The 17,779-nt window shown below is 40.6% G+C and carries 20 protein-coding genes; 6 read left to right on the top strand and 14 right to left on the bottom strand.

Features of this window, described 5'->3' with window-relative positions; genetic code table 11:
- Positions 1-5: 5 nt before the first annotated feature.
- Positions 6-1,328 carry a Na+/H+ antiporter family protein gene (locus tag L3Q70_RS08305; RefSeq protein WP_237115225.1) on the top strand — a complete coding sequence of 441 codons (1,323 nt, stop codon included), beginning with the start codon at positions 6-8 and terminating at the stop codon, positions 1,326-1,328.
- Between the two features lie 221 nt (positions 1,329-1,549).
- Here the strand turns inward: L3Q70_RS08305 and L3Q70_RS08300 are convergent, their stop codons facing one another.
- From L3Q70_RS08300 to L3Q70_RS08290, 3 genes are read right to left on the bottom strand one after another with little or no spacing between them, the layout of a single operon-like run.
- On the bottom strand, positions 1,550-1,984 hold the full coding sequence (locus L3Q70_RS08300; protein ID WP_062569076.1) for an acyl-CoA thioesterase: 435 nt from the start codon (positions 1,982-1,984) through the stop codon (positions 1,550-1,552).
- A 5-nt stretch (positions 1,985-1,989) separates the two neighbouring features.
- On the bottom strand, positions 1,990-2,808 hold the full coding sequence (locus tag L3Q70_RS08295; RefSeq protein WP_237115224.1) for a M23 family metallopeptidase: 819 nt from the start codon (positions 2,806-2,808) through the stop codon (positions 1,990-1,992).
- Positions 2,801-3,658: a 6-carboxytetrahydropterin synthase gene (locus L3Q70_RS08290; RefSeq protein WP_193988810.1), complete on the bottom strand. Its 858-nt coding sequence runs from the start codon at positions 3,656-3,658 to the stop codon at positions 2,801-2,803. Before L3Q70_RS08290 ends, L3Q70_RS08295 begins: the two co-directional genes overlap by 8 nt.
- 207 nt (positions 3,659-3,865) lie before the next feature.
- On the opposite strand from L3Q70_RS08290, the gene fabA reads away from it, so the two are divergent.
- Positions 3,866-4,381: a bifunctional 3-hydroxydecanoyl-ACP dehydratase/trans-2-decenoyl-ACP isomerase gene (gene fabA, locus L3Q70_RS08285; RefSeq protein ID WP_062569073.1), complete on the top strand. Its 516-nt coding sequence runs from the start codon at positions 3,866-3,868 to the stop codon at positions 4,379-4,381.
- Between the two features lie 71 nt (positions 4,382-4,452).
- Here fabA and rmf read toward each other — a convergent pair whose 3' ends face one another.
- On the bottom strand, positions 4,453-4,623 hold the full coding sequence (rmf, locus tag L3Q70_RS08280) for a ribosome modulation factor (protein WP_062569403.1): 171 nt from the start codon (positions 4,621-4,623) through the stop codon (positions 4,453-4,455).
- Positions 4,624-4,993: 370 nt separating this feature from the next.
- Here rmf and L3Q70_RS08275 point away from each other — a divergent pair, with 370 nt between their 5' ends.
- The 4 genes from L3Q70_RS08275 to gloA all read left to right on the top strand — a co-directional run bounded on the left by L3Q70_RS08275 (position 4,994) and on the right by gloA (position 7,910).
- On the top strand, positions 4,994-5,626 hold the full coding sequence (locus tag L3Q70_RS08275) for a TetR/AcrR family transcriptional regulator (protein ID WP_237115223.1): 633 nt from the start codon (positions 4,994-4,996) through the stop codon (positions 5,624-5,626).
- A gap of 61 nt (positions 5,627-5,687) precedes the next feature.
- Positions 5,688-6,680 (top strand): MDR family oxidoreductase, encoded by a 993-nt coding sequence (locus tag L3Q70_RS08270; protein WP_237115222.1) that lies wholly within the window; start codon positions 5,688-5,690, stop codon positions 6,678-6,680.
- Positions 6,681-6,770: 90 nt separating this feature from the next.
- On the top strand, positions 6,771-7,187 hold the full coding sequence (locus L3Q70_RS08265; protein WP_062569070.1) for a VF530 family DNA-binding protein: 417 nt from the start codon (positions 6,771-6,773) through the stop codon (positions 7,185-7,187).
- A gap of 192 nt (positions 7,188-7,379) precedes the next feature.
- Positions 7,380-7,910: a lactoylglutathione lyase gene (gene gloA, locus L3Q70_RS08260; protein WP_237115221.1), complete on the top strand. Its 531-nt coding sequence runs from the start codon at positions 7,380-7,382 to the stop codon at positions 7,908-7,910.
- A gap of 75 nt (positions 7,911-7,985) precedes the next feature.
- Here the strand turns inward: gloA and L3Q70_RS08255 are convergent, their stop codons facing one another.
- The 10 genes from L3Q70_RS08255 to L3Q70_RS08210 form a co-directional block, all read right to left on the bottom strand.
- Positions 7,986-8,198, bottom strand: coding sequence for a CPXCG motif-containing cysteine-rich protein (locus L3Q70_RS08255; protein ID WP_062569068.1), 213 nt, complete (start codon positions 8,196-8,198; stop codon positions 7,986-7,988).
- Between the two features lie 131 nt (positions 8,199-8,329).
- Complete coding sequence (locus L3Q70_RS08250; protein WP_237115220.1) at positions 8,330-9,427, bottom strand: serine hydrolase domain-containing protein; 1,098 nt, start codon at positions 9,425-9,427, stop codon at positions 8,330-8,332.
- A gap of 121 nt (positions 9,428-9,548) precedes the next feature.
- Entirely contained in the window at positions 9,549-9,884 is a 336-nt protein-coding gene (locus tag L3Q70_RS08245) for a hypothetical protein (RefSeq protein ID WP_193988802.1), read from the bottom strand.
- Positions 9,885-9,948: 64 nt separating this feature from the next.
- Positions 9,949-10,746 (bottom strand): enhanced serine sensitivity protein SseB, encoded by a 798-nt coding sequence (gene sseB, locus L3Q70_RS08240; protein ID WP_237115219.1) that lies wholly within the window; start codon positions 10,744-10,746, stop codon positions 9,949-9,951.
- A gap of 256 nt (positions 10,747-11,002) precedes the next feature.
- Positions 11,003-12,826, bottom strand: a complete 1,824-nt coding sequence (locus L3Q70_RS08235; protein ID WP_062569064.1) for a serine/threonine protein kinase — start codon at positions 12,824-12,826, stop codon at positions 11,003-11,005.
- Between the two features lie 147 nt (positions 12,827-12,973).
- The gene (locus tag L3Q70_RS08230) at positions 12,974-13,735 is read right to left on the bottom strand and encodes an SDR family oxidoreductase (RefSeq protein WP_193988800.1); all 762 of its coding nucleotides are present in this window, start codon (positions 13,733-13,735) and stop codon (positions 12,974-12,976) included.
- A 9-nt stretch (positions 13,736-13,744) separates the two neighbouring features.
- Positions 13,745-14,635 carry a 3-hydroxyisobutyrate dehydrogenase gene (gene mmsB / locus L3Q70_RS08225; RefSeq protein WP_062569062.1) on the bottom strand — a complete coding sequence of 297 codons (891 nt, stop codon included), beginning with the start codon at positions 14,633-14,635 and terminating at the stop codon, positions 13,745-13,747.
- 17 nt (positions 14,636-14,652) lie between these two features.
- Positions 14,653-15,795, bottom strand: a complete 1,143-nt coding sequence (locus tag L3Q70_RS08220; RefSeq protein ID WP_237115218.1) for an enoyl-CoA hydratase/isomerase family protein — start codon at positions 15,793-15,795, stop codon at positions 14,653-14,655.
- Positions 15,795-16,574 carry an enoyl-CoA hydratase gene (locus L3Q70_RS08215; protein WP_062569060.1) on the bottom strand — a complete coding sequence of 260 codons (780 nt, stop codon included), beginning with the start codon at positions 16,572-16,574 and terminating at the stop codon, positions 15,795-15,797. Before L3Q70_RS08215 ends, L3Q70_RS08220 begins: the two co-directional genes overlap by 1 nt.
- 10 nt (positions 16,575-16,584) lie before the next feature.
- The gene (locus L3Q70_RS08210) at positions 16,585-17,742 is read right to left on the bottom strand and encodes an acyl-CoA dehydrogenase family protein (protein ID WP_237115217.1); all 1,158 of its coding nucleotides are present in this window, start codon (positions 17,740-17,742) and stop codon (positions 16,585-16,587) included.
- Between the last annotated feature and the right edge of the window lie 37 nt (positions 17,743-17,779).

Here is a 17,779-nt window from a genome sequence, read left to right as displayed (position 1 = left end):
ACAATATGAATGCAGTAATTGTCGGCGTTATGTTGATGCTGGTTTTAACGCTTTGTCGAATTAATGTCATTGTCGCGATGACAGTGAGTGCTATTGTTGCGGGTTTGACCGCTGGTCTTGGTTTAACTGAAACTGTTAATGCATTCAATGATGGCTTATCGGGCGGTGCTGAAATAGCGCTTAGCTATGCGATGTTAGGTGCGTTTGCGGTTGCTATTTCTAAGTCGGGTTTAACACGTATTTTAGCGTCTAAGTTACTTAAGCAAGTAAACGAGAATAGTCATAAAGGCGAAACTACGCTTAGTTACCTTATTTTAAGTATTATTTTACTCTGTGCGATTTCATCGCAAAATTTAATACCTGTGCACATAGCCTTTATACCAATACTTATTCCGCCATTGCTGATTGTGTTTAACAAGTTGCGCCTTGATAGACGTGCTATAGCATGTATTTTAACCTTCGGATTAGCCACTTCTTATATGGTGTTACCTTATGGTTTTGGTGGTATTTACTTATATTCCATTTTGCACAAAAACCTCACTGAAAATGGCTTAGATATCGTTAATACTCAAGTCCCCATGGCAATGATAATTCCAGCCATCGGGATGTTATTTGGTTTATTGGTTGCGGTATTTATTAGCTATCGAAATCGCCGCAGTTATGAGTCTCATAGCTTAACAGAGCCACAACAAGAGGTGCTCATAGAACAGCCTAAAAAGGTACTGGTAGTTGGCATTACCGCTGTACTTTGCTCTTTAGTGGCGCAAAATATCAGTGGCTCAATGATCTTAGGCGGCCTCGTTGGAGTGGCCATATTTACCTTGCTTGGTGTTGTAAAGCTTGAGCAAAACGGCGATGTATTTAGTAAAGGCATCGCGATGATGGCGATGATTGGCTTTATTATGATCTCAGCACAAGGCTTTGCTTCAGTGATGAAAGCAACGGGTGATGTAACTTCGTTAGTCAGCTCAGCAGCGGCTATGATTGAAGGTAACAAACCCCTTGCAGCCGCATTGATTTTATTGGTTGGACTCTTAATAACCATGGGTATTGGTAGCTCGTTTTCAACAGTGCCAATTATAGCCACCCTATTTGTACCACTTTGCATGGAACTTAATTTTTCGGTAATGGCAACGGCGGCACTGGTTGGTACAGCGGGCGCTTTAGGTGATGCTGGCTCCCCTGCTTCTGACTCAACACTTGGGCCAACATCTGGCCTAAATGCAGATGGTCAACATGACCATATTTGGGATTCAGTGGTACCTACTTTTATCCACTTTAATATTCCGCTACTTATTGCTGGCTGGGTTGCGGCAATGGTTTTGTAAATAGATAAACAGTGTAGCTTCTTTTTATGGGGCTACACTAATCTATTCTCAATAATAAAAAGAAAGAACTCCCTCATATATCTATTCCTTGTACACACTCTCTTAAATTATTTTTACAGTTGCTAAAGTTAACTTTAAAAAAATAAAGTATGATGTGTTCTTTATATCTAATAAATTAAGCACCCGAAGGTACTTAATTTATTTAAACCTTATAGTAAGTATTATTCGAAACCGTTGATCATCTTATCGCAAACTACCGGTGTTGGTCTGTGGTTATCATCAACAGCTACAAACGTGAAGCTACCTGAAATAGCTAAATGCTTGTCATCTTTATGCATTCTTTCTAAAAAGATTTCTACGTCTACTTTAAGACTGGTATTGCCAACGTGAACAACTTTTGAAATTAGCTCGGCGAATGTACCTGCCGGAATAGCCTCTTTAAAATCAACACGGTCAGACGAAATCGTTACAAGTGGCTTACGACAAAAACGGGTTGCTGCAATAAAGGCGACTTCATCCATCCAAGCTAACGCGTCCCCACCAAATAGTGTGTTATGGTGATTTGTACGGCCTGGGAAAACTGTTTTTGTTACTGATGTTGTTGAGTCAATAATACGCTGTGCAATAATAGCATCACGATCGATTTGTTGTGTCATAGTCTCTACTTTTCATTAGCTAATGTGTCTTGCATCATTAGCGCAGGGTCAAGGCGTTCGTTTTTCCAATTAAAACGCCAGTCTAAATGAGGGCCGGTAACTCGGCCTGTTGCGCCGATCTCAGCAATTTTGTCACCACGCGTAATTTCATCCCCTACTTTTACATCTAATTTGCTTAAATGAATGTAGGTAGAGGTAACGCCATGGCCATGGTCAAGAATTAACGTGCCGCCAGAGTAATATAAATCTGCATCAGCAAACACCACGGTGCCGCTTACTGGTGCATACACTGGGCTGCCTGTTTTATTGGCAATGTCTAACCCAAAATGTGGGCGGCGAGGCTCACCGTTAAAGTAACGCTGGCTACCATAAACACCTGAAATACGCCCTGTGGCTGGCTTATAAACAGGATCTAAAAAGTAACGTAAGTCAGAATTTACTTGCCTAGCTTTACGTACTGCAACAGCTTCACGGCTAATACGCTCAGACACTTCTTTAGGTGGCGAAACATATTTTTTTGCAACACCGGTGATTTTATCGATTTTATAATCACGCTTGGTGATTACAATTGCTTTCTCGTGGTTCACACCAGCACTATCAACCCAAGAAAGAGTATGGTTTGTCTTAGCATCACGGCCAAAACCAAAAACAAATTCACCACTTGTTGAAAGCTTAAGTTGCTCGCCATTGAAACTAACACTTTTAGCGCCTTCAATTTGGCCAGTTACTAAACCGCCTTGAGTTAAATGTCCTTTTAATTCAACAGCACTGGCAGTTAAAGAAAACAATCCTGCAAACGCTGCTATTAGTAATCCTTTACGCATAACTTATAGACCCCTTGCCCACTCCTTCATAAGCGGTAATTTTTACTTCAGAGTCAGGGTACTGGCTTTTCACTTGTGAGCTTAGATAATCGGCAATGCATTCAACCGTGGTATCGCAAGGTAAAATGTCACAACGTGATTTATCAATCGCCATTTCAAAATAGCCTTGTTGTGATGTATAGGCAAAACACACATCGTTATCTAGTGCAGTTACATGCTTAAGGTCAGATTTATTGATTTCATCTTCTGCTGTCGCTAAGTAAATATCTTGCCATTTATCTGCCCATTCTTTTTGTAAGCGAGGCATCGCCATACCATCAAGGCTAATTCCAATTTGTGAGCGATGACCATGAATAATACGCTGGCAATTACCATCGTGCTTTTTGAGACCGTGGCTGTAATGATAGTAAAAGCTTTGGCTATGTTCTGGCTTTAAACTAATTTCGATTTTTTCGATATTATTAGGAAGCTTGGGCATTATCGTTTTAATTAAAAACTCAGTCACTGAGTTTTCATCAATAATATCTGCATCTATAGGACAAAAGGCTTGATTTGGTGCACTCATTGCTAAGTGATAATTATCACCGAAGTGACAATCTAGCACGCTGTGCTCTGCATGCTGTGTTAGTGAACCATTTAATTTTGCTGGTACAGCAAGTTTATGGTCAATACATTCATCAATAATGCCTTTAATTTGCTTTTTAACTAAACCAAAATCCAACACCATCGACTCATCATTCAACTGACCATGTAGAGTTAAATCCACAATCCAGCTCTCGCCAACTGCGCCGCGTTTATTACACAAGTAAGAAAAATCAATCACTGTTAGTGAGTTTACAAAAAGGATCATAAATTTCCTTTAGACTGGTTAAAGAATCACAGCAATTATAATGATTTTTACTTCACAATGCGCGGTTTTATCTCCCTTTATCTGTAACAGTTTAATTAAGTGGTCATAAAACAAGCTGAAAATATAAATTATTTAACTGCTCCGAGTTGTTTAGCGTACAAGTGTACGCTAAAGTACAGGGCAATTTCTAAGCGACGAATAAGAGTTATGGAACCTAAAAACAGCTATACAAAAGAAGAACTAATCCTTTGCGGTCAAGGTGAAATGTTTGGTGAAGGCAACTGCCGCCTACCTAGCGACAACATGCTAATGATGGATCGCATCGTTTCAATTACTGAAGATGGCGGCGAGCATGGTAAAGGCCAGATCGTTGCCGAGTTAGATATTAACCCTGATCTTTGGTTCTTTGATTGCCACTTTAAAGGGGACCCTGTTATGCCTGGTTGTCTAGGCCTTGATGCAATGTGGCAATTAGTTGGTTTCTTCCTTGGTTGGTCTGGTGGTCCTGGACTTGGCCGTGCACTCGGTGTAGGTGAAGTTAAATTCACAGGTCAGATCCTGCCAACAGCAAAAAAAGTTACTTATCGTTTAGACATGAAACGTGTTATCAAACGTAAATTATTCATGGGTATGGCTGATGGTACTGTAGAAGTAGATGGCCGCGTAATCTATGAAGCGAAAGATCTTAAGGTAGGTCTTTTCCAAGATACAACTGCATTCTAATTTTTACTTGTTTGCAGATACAAAAAAGCCCCTGCATGGGGCTTTTTTGCGTAAATTAACAGGTGCCTATATTAAGTTTTAAACATATTGCGGTTTTCAATTGCTTCGCGCCAGCCGCCTAACCATTCGGATTTAGGGTCGATTTGTTGATAAGGGCATTGATCTTTGGAACGGCCTGCCAAGCCTGCTTTATAACCTTGAGAATGAGCTCTTTCTAAACGATCTCTTTTCTGTCTCTTCATAGGTAACATCCTCACCTTTTATATTTATAGATATGTAGCGAAATTGACATCTACATTTAATGAATAGTTAATAAAACTGTTAAATTCAAATAGCAAAAAGCAATTAAATAAATTGACAATAACTAACATGCTGATGCTCAACTGAATTAACATTTTAAATGACTAAGTGGTCGTACCTCTCATCTAAAACCACCTATAAATACACTTAAATTAGGCTAAAAATTTTTATCTTTTTTAGCTTCATAATTGTGACCTAAGCCGTTTCGGCAAAGTTCCCATTTAAATTGTAATCATGACAAATTTATGATGATTACAATTTATGCAATTAATTACTTGCACATTAAAGACCAATCGGTCTAATATAGTATTCATGCAAACAAATAACTCTGTGCCAAGCCGTCGCGGCAGGCCACCTAAAATAGCGCGTTCAAATGCAGATACTCGCGCCTTATTAATTAATACGGGTTTAGCTGTATTAACCGAAAAAGGCTTTAGCGCAACCGGCATTGATTTAATTTTAAAATCAGCCCAAGTACCTAAAGGCTCTTTTTATCATTACTTCAAAAGTAAAAATGATTTTGGCTTAGCACTTATAGATGCTTACGACAGCTATTTTCAAGCAAAGTTAAAACGCCATCTAACTGATGAAAAAATAAACCCGCTTGAAAGAGTTGTACTGTTTGCTAACGACGCCAAACAAGGCATGGCAAAATTTGAGTTTAATCGTGGCTGCTTAATTGGCAATTTAAATCAAGAACTCAGTTACCTTGATGAGCCAATGATTGACCGTATTAAACAGGCTTACACCAGCTGGCAAGCTTTAATTGAGCAGTGCTTAGTTGACGCAAAGCAGCAAAAGCAAATACCTCAATCATCAGATTGTAAAATGCTAGCTGAGTTCTTCTGGATCGGCTGGGAAGGCGCTGTAATGCGCTCTAAACTTGATAAATCAAGTGAACCACTTACCCTTTATACAGCACAATTTTTACGCTTAATTTTATAAAGCCGTTTTAATACGGTTTTATTTCAACCATTAAAAGACGATCGGTCTAAAAGGAGTCAACATGACAACATCAGTAAAATCGGTAGTTATCAACAAAGATGATCAAGGCTACCGTGCCCAGTACACAGATTTCCCTGTAGAGAGCATCCACCAGCACGATGTAAATATTGATGTTGACTACAGTACGTTAAATTACAAAGATGCTTTAGCGATTACAGGTAAAGGTCCTGTGGTAAGAACATTTCCTATGATCCCAGGCATTGACCTTGCAGGCACAGTGACAGAGTCTAAGAGCGATGAATTTAAAATTGGTGATAAAGTCCTGTTAAATGGCTTTGGTGTTGGGGAAAAATACTTAGGTGGTCTAAGTTCAAAAGCGTCTATGAACAGTGACTGGCTTATCCCCCTACCCGCTAATTTAACACCAAAACAGGCAATGCAAATTGGTACAGCAGGTTATACCGCAATGCTCAGTATTATCGCCTTAGAAAAACAAGGTATCACACCACAAAGCGGCGAAATACTTGTCACCGGTGCTAATGGTGGTGTAGGTAGTTTTGCTATCTACTTATTAAATAAACTTGGCTTTGATGTAGTTGCAACAACGGGTCGAATGAATGAAGCAGAGCACCTAAAAAAACTAGGCGCAAAACGCATTTTATCTCGCGATGAATTCTCCAAACCTAGTAAACCACTCGCAAAAGAGCAATTTGCTGGCGCGATTGATTCTGTAGGTAGCCACACCCTTGCCAATGTGTGTGCATCGATTAAATACGGTGGTGTTGTAACAGCCTGTGGATTAGCACAAGGTATGGACTTTCCGGCAACGGTAGCGCCCTTTATCCTTCGTGGCATTAGTCTAATGGGAATAGACAGTGTAATGCGCCCTAAAGCCGACCGAATTGAAGCATGGCAACGTTTAAGTGAGTTAGTAGAAGCTGAGTACCTCAATGCTATTTCACAAGAAATTCCACTTTCTGATGCCGTTGCCAATGCCGAAGCCCTATTAAAAGGTGAAATTCGCGGCCGTGTAGTGGTTAATTGTAAAGAATAGGCGCGAATATAAACATTCTTTGCAAGTTAGCTATAAAACTAGGGTAAAGGCAATTATACTTACCCTAGTTTTGTAATACCGGACAGCCTAATGAGTAATAAAGAAATTTTCAGCAATAACCCACTGCAAGGTGTTGGTATCGAGCAAGTTGTGATAGAGCTTGTCGAACAATATGGCTGGGAATTACTCCACGCCTATATGCGTTTGAACTGCTTTAAGAATAACCCAGATGTTAAATCAGCGGTTAAGTTTTTACGTAAAACCCAATGGGCACAAGAAAAAGTCGAGAATTTTTATTTGTATCGTCTTAAAAACTTACCACGCCCTGACGATGTAAACTACGAATTACCGCCGCGCGACCGTGTGATCCCTGCTGATCAAAAACCAGGTGAACCGTGTGAGCTTAGCTTTACTGATGCAAAACGCATTCATGAGAAAAAAGAAGCGAAGCAAAAAGCCCGTGCGCGTAAGCAGCGATCAAATGCGAGTAACCCTTGGGGTAATTGATCGACAAAAGCTGTAAGTTTTAAGCTATAAGTAGAAATGAGCCGCCTGTTGGGCGGTTTTTTTATGTGAGTTAGTAAGTTAAAAATTGAAGTGCTATCTAAACACGTCAATAATATTTGTTATTAATTTAAGGGCAACCTGATTATGTTAGACTGATTACATCATCAATAATTTGAGTTAAAAAGGATGTGTATGTCTAACTACAACGAGTCACCAGAACAAATCGCAAATGCAACGCAAGGTTATGTAATGCAACAGACAATGTTGCGCATAAAAGATCCAAAGCCTTCATTAGACTTCTACCAAAACGTTTTAGGCATGAAGTTATTGGGTAAATATGACTTCCCTAAAATGGAGTTTACGCTGTACTTTTTAGGCTATGAGCAAGACATGCCAACAGGCACCGATAAGGAAAAAGCACAGTGGGTGTTTCGTCGCCCTGCTCTTATCGAGCTTACACATAATTGGGGCACAGAAAACGACGAGAGCTTTGCTGGGTACCATAGTGGTAATGATGAACCAAAAGGCTTTGGTCATATCGGTATTAGCGTGCCAGACGTTTACGCAGCATGCGAGCGCTTTGCAAAATACGATGTTGAGTTTGTAAAAAAGCCTGACGATGGCTCTATGAAAGGCCTAGCCTTTATTAAAGACCCAGATGGTTATTGGATAGAAATACTCTCAGCTGAAGGGATCACTGAGATAATTGAAGATCACAAATAAGAAAACCTTATATTAAAACCTGCCATCTCGCAGGTTTTAATATTTAATGAATTAGAAATCTTAGTATTTCATTTTTTAATAGTTAGAAAAGCCACAACTTTCATCATCGCTTGATACAGTAACGGAAAGTTCTTCATCACTGTTTTCAAAAACTAAAAAATTTATTGGCTTACAACAAACTTGGCAATCTTCGATGTATTGTTGATTTAAGTCTGCGGGGTCAAGTAAAACATCTATATGTTCTCCACAATATGGACATGCAATCGTTTTTTCAGTTAATTGATTCATCAGTACGACTCCCTAAAATTGAGTTCTATACTAAGTAGATTGTTCTTACCTCTATGCTTTTCAACATAACCACCTTATTAAATATCAAAAATACCTATTAAGTAAGCTTAGTTGCCATAAACTACTCACTTTTAAGACTTGCGCAGTTTAGATAAAATAAGACTATCAATATCATTACTAACGCCTCCTATGCTGCTATTGGTAAGTATGACGTAGCCTCTATTTTGGTCTGTAATCGACCGTGTTAAGGCTATCCAACCTTGATTAAATCCAGCGAACCCTAAACTTTTATTTTCTGAATCGACAACATAACTCATACTCCAGCGCCCCCCCGTGTTTGCTACAGGTGTAATCATTTCTGTAATTAGAGCTTGTGATATAAGACGGTAGCCATTGTATTTATTTTCCTTATTTTTAAGCACGGCTAAATTAAATCGTGCTAAATCAATAGCAGTTGTTTGTAAACCCGCAGCGGCTTGCTCAGCAAAGTAGATCATGGATGTTTTCTTGGCATTTTCATCATACGGTGTTGCTGACTTACTCATAACAGCAGGTGTTACATTAAATGTTGAGTTATTCATTCCGAGCGGCTCAAGTACATTTTTCTGCATATAGTCTTCAAAACTTAAACCCGATACATCTTCTATGAGTAACTGAACAATAGAGTACCCACCCCCTGAGTATGACCATTTTGTATTTGGTGTATGTATTAATTTTACATCGCCTGCACCATTATTCTTGCCATTTAATGAATCAACGATCGAAGGAACATCAGTCGGTGAGCCCCAGCCAAAATAAGGACCGAGAGACAAGCCAGATGTATGCGACAGAACATTTCTTAACGTTACATTTTCTGTTCCAAATTCAGACTTAGGTATCTTCCAGCGTTTTAAATAATTATTTATTGGTTTATCAAGTTCAACTTTACCTTGCTCAACCAACTGCATAACCCCCCACGAAGTTACTACTTTTGATATTGAGCCCACATTAAACATGGTATTTTCTGTAATCGCTTTTTGACTTTCAATATCAGCAAAGCCATAAGAAAGAAATCCGGTAACCTCTTCGCCTTGAACAAAGGCAATGGCCACACCTGGGGCTTTATGCTTATCTAAAATCTTTGGTACAGCCTGATCAAGCTCGGTTTTAAGTTCTGAGAAATAAGTCGCGTCAGCTGCTTGAGCATTACTAATAACGAAAAAAACAATAAAAAATAATAATTTATTCATAACATCCCTTTTAAAAAGCTAAATATCGTAAGTACACGCTTCTAAAGTAAGAATCTCTTTAATAAAAAACACCCTACTATTAATTATTTAAGTAAATTCCTATTAATATTTACAGCAATTTCTAATAACCTTGGTTTTTTGTTAGCCTCACGCCATCAACAACCATTACCCATTGGTCATCAACCAAGTGTGGTGCTTCTGTTACATCGAAATTAGTGGTTAAAAAAGCCACACCTACTACAAAGTCATCTCCTCTAAACTCTTTTAACGGCGCGTTTATGGATGTTGACCCTCCATCCTGAACCCTCTCATATACCACTGTTCCATCTTGGAGGATAAGCAAATACATTTCTTTGCTTTCCCACTCACCTACGTAAGATAACTTATCCGCTGGCAAAGGCTTGCTACAAGAAGTCAGAGTAAGCACAGCTAAAACCAGTAAAATAAACTTTTTCATAATCCCTCACGATTAACTAAACATCACATTGTGCAATAACTAAGTAATTAAATACCAATGAGTTTTATGCCTTGCCTGAGCCAAGCGTAGAACAAAGTTTCGTTCCCCATCTTTTCTCATAAAAGGGCTTAATTTGAGTTAGCAAAAACTCACTCAAACCAGAGTCATTTTCTTTGATTTGATAAAAATCTATTGATTCACCTTTTGGTAATGTATCTGTGGCGACAGAGCCTGCTTCTGTTATCACTTTTTTAGCGTCACCATCTGTTTCAATGCCAATAATTAAATGCGGCTTTTCATCAACGGATTTATCGTGCATTAAAGCAAGGTAGGCGCTATTCACATTTCTATGCTTTGCGAATAACTGAGTTAAAGAGTCAATCATTTTATGAGGATAATTAGCGGGCTCTCCCAATAGGACTGTTGTTTCTTTCTCAACAACTCTTTGTACTGGAGACTGACTGATACCTGTGGTTAATAAGTGAGCCACTTCCTGTGGTAAAAACTCTTTACCATAATTTGATTTAGGATTGAGGAATAATGTAGCTCCTTGTGTCATTTCAAATAAAGAGCGGGCTGGCAGCATCAAATACGACTGTTCAGTATCAATGGATTTCTGAAGCACTTCTAAAGACGAAAAAAACGGGATGACAGATAAGCCATCGGCTCTTTGCCAGTGTTGTATTTGAATGTGACTACCAGCTTCAAGGTTGTTATGCCCATAAGCCTCTACTTGTTCTGTAGCACCCAGTAAAAACACGTTTGAATTAAGTAGAGTTTCGCAAAATTCTGGCCGATGAGCAGGTTCATCTGCTGCAAGCCTTAATAGTTTTTCAAGTTTATTTTCTTCGATTATTTCCACAACTCTTCCTTAAGCTGGTTTACACCTAAAATGGCAGGTTGAAGCGAGTAATGCTTAGCTTTTTGATTTAGCTAATTTCAAAATTTTTTTGAAATTAGCTGCTTGCATTAAACCACGATTATCGCGCGTGTACAAAAAGTGGCAATATTTTACTTACTAAAAAACAATCTATCTCTAAAAATAAATGCTTGTTCTATATTTTTATTTTGGAAAGTTATATTTTCTAACCGTTTACAATGAGTCTTAATTAAAGAACTCATTCCATCAAAATTCTTTTTGGATCTCGTGGATAAAACTCATCGGCTTGTTTAGCACATAAATCAAATTCACGGGTATTTTTGTAAGGTAGTTTCATAAAGCCAGCTACACCTACATCAGTTATACTTACCGCATATTGCATCAACTTACTTAGCAAACGTTTAAATTCAGGCTCTTTACTGGCATCTAATAGTCGATAGTAGTGGTGTATCTTCATCCTATCTGGCAACGCCTCAAAAATGATACACCCCGTATGGTGTATTTGGTTTAGCTCAAATACGCACTTTATAACCTTTTTTGGGAGCTGCAATTGCTCATCAGGATCTTTACCATCTTCAAAGTAGGAGTGTGGTCTGGTTACATCTGAGGCTTGTACATCCATTACTTCATAATCAAGCTCTGGTAAGTGTTCAAATTTAAAAGCACCGGTGCCATCCCGTTCGAGCTGAATGGTCTTACGGGCATCAAATAAGCAACATTTAAAGAGACCTTTTTGTTCAATCCCCTGCGCTAACATCACCGTGTTGTTAATCGCATCGGTAAAGGCAGTGCCGAGTGTTTCATCGTGCAGGATAAGGGAAGACTCAACAAACAGTGAGTTTTCTTTCCAATGAAAACTTAGGCCCCCTACTACTGGGTATTTTGCTAATCGGCTAATCGAGGCCAAAAATGCTTTTTCGGTGTCGCCGGTATCAAATAAAAACTCTTTGTAGTACCTATCGAGCTGGGCATCGTTTACATCAAGTAATTGTTGATTATGGTCGGCTTGCCGTAAAAATTGTTTACGGGAGCTGTATACCACCGTGTCTGGGTGCTCATCAAACTCACTAAACCAATAAGGAATATAAGGGCGAATTAGTTTACGGGGCAGCTCAGGTAGGTAAGCTTTGGCCATTGTAGGCATGTTACGCATAAAATAATCACCCGCACTATCGCGAGTGGCCTTATTTTTTGAAAGCATACCGTCAATAACACGGGCAAGCTCCATAGGTAAATTTAGGCTTGTAGCCGGAATAACCGCAGCACCAAATCGGCAAGATTGGGCAGAGGCCAGTGCATAAAGAGTTGAGGCGACACCTTGCTCATCAAATCGTGGCGAGGACTGTCCACCTGACATTTGCTCATCACCAATAAAATACACATCACCCATGCGTGCATTCGTGGTGCTTATATCAGCAGACATAAGATCCATAAAATTGCTGGCAACCGGATTCCCTTCAGCGTCTATTTGCGCATAAACAGAGCTGCCCCAGTCTACCAACGACAATTTATTAGTTTGTTCATCATAAACAATGTTAGAAGGTTTAATATCACCATGTACAATCGGTTGCGGGCTGATGCCGTTTTTGTGTTCGCGTAAGTCAATAAGAACATTGCGAAGCTTAAGCGCCAGCGCCATGATTTTCGCTGCGCTAAAACGCCCCTGTTTGATGGAGATTTTTTCTAAGTCTTCACCTAAGGCGCGCTCCATCATTAAAATGCCTTGCTTTTTAATGCGCTCAAAAGCATAAAATTTTGGCACGAGCGGGTTATGCACTTGCGAGAGCATGTAGGCTTCGTCTTCTAAACGGTCACGTACACTCTGCGCAAGGGTTATGCGTGAAAACTTAAAGACCCAAGGCATACCTTCGTCATCAATACCCGCAAATACAAAGCCAAATGCACCAGAACCAATCAATTCAACATCGCTGTAACCAAGCAAGGTTAGCTGTTTAATACAAATGTTAAGCCATTGGCGGTGCTTTTTAGCATCATGGTGAGACAGCAAATAAACAGACTGTTCTTCATTGATATAAAAATTGCGGATTTGTTTGGAATTCACTGCATCTCTCAAGGTAGAAAACGACTTTAATTATTGAATGTAGGAAAGTTAATTACAAGGGCTGAGTTAAATTAAGGTTTGTTGCGACTTAGAGCAAAAAAACGGCAAGCAAAGCTTACCGTTTTGGGACTCAATGGGTAGTTGAAATTAAAGTCTTATACCACCGTCAATTTCTACAACACGACCGGTAAAGAAGTCGTTTTCTACAATGTACTGTGCTGTTTGGGCAATTTCTTGTGCTTCACCAAAACGACCCACTGGCGTTACCGCCATCATGCGTTGTTTTGCTTCTGGTTTCATTGCATCTGTCATCGCAGTGCGGATAACACCTGGTGCGATTGCACCAACACGGATACCAAAGCGACCTAATTCTTTCGCCCAACCCGTTGTCATCGCAACAACACCGGCTTTAGACGCTGCATAGTTAGTTTGGCCAATGTTACCAGCACGGGCAACACTCGACATATTAACGATAACGCCGCCTTTGCCAGACTCAATCATGTGGCTTGTAGCTTCACGACCGGCTAAGAATACACCGGTTAGGTTAACATCAATTACAGATTGAAACTGAGCCAACGACATTTTATCAACCACTTTGCCTTCTTTTGCTTTGATAAACATACCATCGCGTAAGATACCTGCGTTATTAATTAACACACCAATATGACCAAAGTCTTTGTTAATCGTGTTAAACGTTGCTACCACAGCGTCTTCATCGGTCACATTAGCAGCATACGCCATCACTTTTGTGCCATGCTTAGCAAGCGCTGATACTGCAGTATCAAGTACGTCTTGTTGCATATCGATAAGGGCGATGTTCGCGCCAAGCGATGCAAATTTTTCAGCCATCGCAAAGCCTAAACCTTGCGCACCACCAGTAATTACAATGTTGTTGTTTTTAATTTCCACAACAAACTCCTACTTCGAGAATAATTTAAAAATAGCGCTAAAATCATCACTACCTGCACCTTGATGCTGAAGCATAGTGTATAGATTCTTCGCCATTGACCCCATTGGGGTAGATGAATTACTTTGTTGAGCCGCTTCCATAGCAAGGCCTAAATCTTTAGCCATTAAATCAACCATGAAGCCAGGTTTATAATCATTACTTGCTGGCGCCGTTTCCATTACACCAGGGCATGGGTTGTAAAGCTCAAGTGTCCAGTTACGACCAGAGCTGGCAGTCATAATGTCGCTTAACACTTTTGGATCAAGCCCATTGTTAATCCCCATTTGCAGGGCTTCACTAGTACCTGCCATTAAAATGCTCAGTAGCATGTTGTTACAGATTTTTGCCACTTGGCCAGCGCCAATATCACCAGCATGGAAGATGTTTTTACCCATATCAACTAAAGCAAGCTTAGCTTTTTCAAAATGGCTTTGCTCACCACCCACGATAAAGGTTAAAGTACCCGCTGTTGCACCTGCAACACCACCTGATACCGGTGCATCAACAAAATCAATGCCTTTTTGAGCAAGTTCGCTACCCACTTGACGCGCTGATTCTGCATCAATGGTTGAGCAGTCAATGACTAGGGTTTTGCTATCAAGTAAGTTGATAAGACCCGTTTCACCTAAGTAAAGCGACTTAACATGCTTACTTGCTGGTAGCATACTGATAAAAATATCAGCGCCAATGGCACACTCAGCTGCATCATTTGCAGCAACCGCACCTTTATCGGCAAGTTCACTGACTGCTGTTTTATTTAAGTCAAACACACGAACTGTGTGACCTGCATTGACAAGGTTTGCCGCCATCGGGCCACCCATGTTGCCTAAACCAATAAATCCTATTGTTAATTTAGCCATTTGTTTACCCCTTCGACTTAAGATGACGTTAATGAGTTAAGTGGGTGAGATTGCTCATCCCAGCGTGGTGTAAAGAAACTATCTACAACTGCTGCGTCAATATCGCTAAGCGATTTAAACTGCCAGTTAGGTGCACCGTCTTTGTCGATTAATAGCGCACGGACCCCTTCTTGGAACTCGCCTACTTCGCCACAGCGTACCGACATGCCTAGTTCCATTTTGAAGCACTGTGCTAATGTCATCTCTTTTGAGTTTGCTAATTGACGTTCAACCAGCGCACAACTAAGCGGACAACCATGCGCTAATGACTTTTGCGCACGTGTGAGCCATTTGTCTTCGGTATCTAAACCTTGGATGTGGTCGATTTTGCCCTGCAATGAGTCAAATTCAGCCAACTTTTGAATAACCTCAAGATTATCCCTTACGTTTCCTTTAGGTACGCGGCCTGAAATATTATCGATTGAGATTAAAATTTTTGTCAGCTTTTCGTGGTTTAATGAAGCCGTTTTGCCCCACTTTTCAGCTGTGATAGCCGTTAACATAGCATCATATTTATCGGCAGTTGCATAGTGATCAGCAAGATTAACAAACAATGCATCTTCAGCATTGATAGACGCTGCAGTTAATCCTAAAAAGAGGCCCACTTGCTCAGGCATTTTATGTAAGAAATAACTGCCACCAACATCAGGGTATAAACCAATGGTAAGCTCAGGCATTGCAATACGAGAGGTTTCTGTTACCACGCGGTGACTTGCCCCTGCCATTAAACCTAAGCCGCCCCCCATAACAATGCCATTACCCCAAAGTAAAATTGGTTTTTCATAGCAATGAATCAGATAGTCTAATTTATACTCAAGTGAGAAAAAATCTTCGATGTAATTAGCTGGCTCACCCGTGCTCATTGCTTTATGCAGGCTTACTACATCGCCACCGGCGCAAAAGGCTTTTTCGCCAGCCCCTTTTAAAATAACCATGGCAACAGTGTCATCTTCAGCCCATTTTCTAAGCTGAGGCTCAAGCAATTGGATCATGTCGTAATTTAAGGCGTTTAACGATTTTGGCGCATTGAGTGTCGCAATTGCAATGAGGCCACTTGCGGCCTCTGCAGTTTCAAACACCACAGGCGCATCTTGGTGATTTAGTAGTGTTACGTTAGTCATTAGCCATTTACCCAATTAGCTTTACGCTTTTCTAAGAACGCATTCACACCTTCTTTTTGGTCTTGCGTATCGAATAATTGTACAAATAACTCACGCTCTAATGGCAATGCATGAAGCATCGGTTGTGTACGACCTTTTTGAATAAGTTCTTTACATGCAGTCACAGCAACTGGGCTTTGCTCGCCAACTTGGTTAGCAAGTTTCATTGCCGCCGCTAAACTTTCTCCAACGCCAACCACTTCTTCAACAAGGCCTATCTCGCGTGCTTTATCTGCTTTTAGGCGCTCGCCACATAAGATCATACGTTTTGCCCAGCCTTCACCTACAAGCCATGCAAGATTTTGCGTACCACCAGCACATGGCAGTAAGCCAACTTTTGCTTCTGGTAATGCCATTTGTGCTTGCTCTTCGGCAATACGAATGTCACAAGCAAGTGCAACTTCAAGGCCGCCGCCCATGGCATAACCATTAATTGCTGCGATTGATACGCCACGGAAATTGGTTAGTGCTTCAAATGCATCACCAAACACTTTTGACATAGTGGCAGCTACGCCTTTGTCACCACTGGCAAACACGTTTAAATCGGCACCAGCGCTAAAGAACTTTTCACCTTGACCTGTGATCACTAATGCATACACATTTTTGTTGGCATTTAGCTCAGTCACAGTCTCTTTAAGTGCGGTTAATGTATCTTGTGTCCAGGTATTCGCTGGCGGGTTGTTCATGGTTAAAACCGCTACGTTACCTTCAATATTTAAATCAATCGATGGATTAGACATAGTATGCTCCTTATAGAATGTCGCCAGCTGACTCGGCTAAGATACGACGTGCGATAATCACACGCATGATTTCGTTTGTGCCTTCAAGAATTTGATGCACACGGACGTCTCTGAAATGACGCTCTAATGGGTATTCTTTGATGTAACCGTAACCACCGTGAATTTGCAGTGCATCATCACATACTTTAAAACCAACATCTGTTGCAAAACGTTTTGCCATTGCACAGTACGTGGTTTTTTCGCTGTCCCCGGTATCTAGTTTAAATGCCGCTAAGCGAACCATTTGACGAGCCGCAACAAGTTCTGTGTTCATATCGGCAATTTTGAACTGCAATGCTTGAAAAGCAGCTAATGGCTTGCCAAATTGCTCACGTTCTTTTAAGTATTCGCGTGCGGTGTTAAGGGCTGCTTGCGCTGTACCTAACGAACAAGTAGCAATATTAATACGACCCCCGTCTAAGCCCTGCATTGCAAACTTAAAGCCTTCGCCTTCTTGGCCTAATAAGTTAGCCGCAGGAACTCTTACACCTTCAAAACTAATTAAGCGTGTTGGCTGGGCATTCCAGCCCATTTTTTCTTCAGCTTTACCGTATTCAATACCCGCTGCGTCAGCAGGTACTACGAATGCCGAAATACCGGCTGCGCCTTCGCCACCAGTGCGCGCCATAACAACGAGTAAGTCAGTTTCACCAGCACCCGAGATAAACATCTTAGAGCCTGAAATCACATACTCATCGCCCTCTTTTACTGCTTTGGTTTTTAGCGATGCCGCATCAGAGCCAGAGCCAGGCTCTGTTAAACAGTAAGAAGCAAGTAACTCACCCATTACTAATTGCTCACAGTACTGGGCTTTAACATCATCAGTACCAAAACTTGCAATCATCCAAGTCGCCATATTATGAATGGTCAACATAGCTGTCGTTGCGGTACAACCCATAGCAAGCTGTTCAAAAATAATGCTTGAATCTAGGCGAGATAAACCTAAACCGCCCGCTTCCTCAGGGGTATATAAACCACAAAAGCCAAGCTCACCGGCTGCTTTTATCGTGTCTTTAGGGAAAATGTGTTCTTGGTCCCACTTAGCTGCATGTGGAGCAAGTTCAGACTCTGCAAACTGACGGGCTGTTTGTGCAAATGCTTGCTGATCTTCGGTTAAATTAAAGTCCATAGTAGACCTCTATTTTGTTGTCTTATTCTTGTGTGAA

Origin of the sequence: Pseudoalteromonas sp. CF6-2, assembly GCF_021729425.1 — a bacterium.
Lineage (GTDB): Bacteria > Pseudomonadota > Gammaproteobacteria > Enterobacterales > Alteromonadaceae > Pseudoalteromonas > Pseudoalteromonas arabiensis.
Note: the sequence above shows the minus strand (reverse complement) of the source record. Positions and strands in the feature narration are given on the sequence as shown.

Coding starts and splice junctions, on each gene's coding strand:
- rmf (WP_062569403.1), bottom strand. CDS start 4,623: ATGAAGAGACAGAAAAGAGATCGTTTAGAAAGAGCTCATTCTCAAGGT.
- L3Q70_RS08290 (WP_193988810.1), bottom strand. CDS start 3,658: ATGATCCTTTTTGTAAACTCACTAACAGTGATTGATTTTTCTTACTTG.
- L3Q70_RS08300 (WP_062569076.1), bottom strand. CDS start 1,984: ATGACACAACAAATCGATCGTGATGCTATTATTGCACAGCGTATTATT.
- L3Q70_RS08265 (WP_062569070.1), top strand. CDS start 6,771: ATGAGTAATAAAGAAATTTTCAGCAATAACCCACTGCAAGGTGTTGGT.
- L3Q70_RS08275 (WP_237115223.1), top strand. CDS start 4,994: ATGCAAACAAATAACTCTGTGCCAAGCCGTCGCGGCAGGCCACCTAAA.
- L3Q70_RS08295 (WP_237115224.1), bottom strand. CDS start 2,808: ATGCGTAAAGGATTACTAATAGCAGCGTTTGCAGGATTGTTTTCTTTA.
- mmsB (WP_062569062.1), bottom strand. CDS start 14,635: ATGGCTAAATTAACAATAGGATTTATTGGTTTAGGCAACATGGGTGGC.
- gloA (WP_237115221.1), top strand. CDS start 7,380: ATGTCTAACTACAACGAGTCACCAGAACAAATCGCAAATGCAACGCAA.
- L3Q70_RS08270 (WP_237115222.1), top strand. CDS start 5,688: ATGACAACATCAGTAAAATCGGTAGTTATCAACAAAGATGATCAAGGC.
- L3Q70_RS08220 (WP_237115218.1), bottom strand. CDS start 15,795: ATGACTAACGTAACACTACTAAATCACCAAGATGCGCCTGTGGTGTTT.
- L3Q70_RS08245 (WP_193988802.1), bottom strand. CDS start 9,884: ATGAAAAAGTTTATTTTACTGGTTTTAGCTGTGCTTACTCTGACTTCT.
- L3Q70_RS08255 (WP_062569068.1), bottom strand. CDS start 8,198: ATGAATCAATTAACTGAAAAAACGATTGCATGTCCATATTGTGGAGAA.
- L3Q70_RS08210 (WP_237115217.1), bottom strand. CDS start 17,742: ATGGACTTTAATTTAACCGAAGATCAGCAAGCATTTGCACAAACAGCC.
- L3Q70_RS08215 (WP_062569060.1), bottom strand. CDS start 16,574: ATGTCTAATCCATCGATTGATTTAAATATTGAAGGTAACGTAGCGGTT.
- L3Q70_RS08250 (WP_237115220.1), bottom strand. CDS start 9,427: ATGAATAAATTATTATTTTTTATTGTTTTTTTCGTTATTAGTAATGCT.
- fabA (WP_062569073.1), top strand. CDS start 3,866: ATGGAACCTAAAAACAGCTATACAAAAGAAGAACTAATCCTTTGCGGT.
- L3Q70_RS08305 (WP_237115225.1), top strand. CDS start 6: ATGAATGCAGTAATTGTCGGCGTTATGTTGATGCTGGTTTTAACGCTT.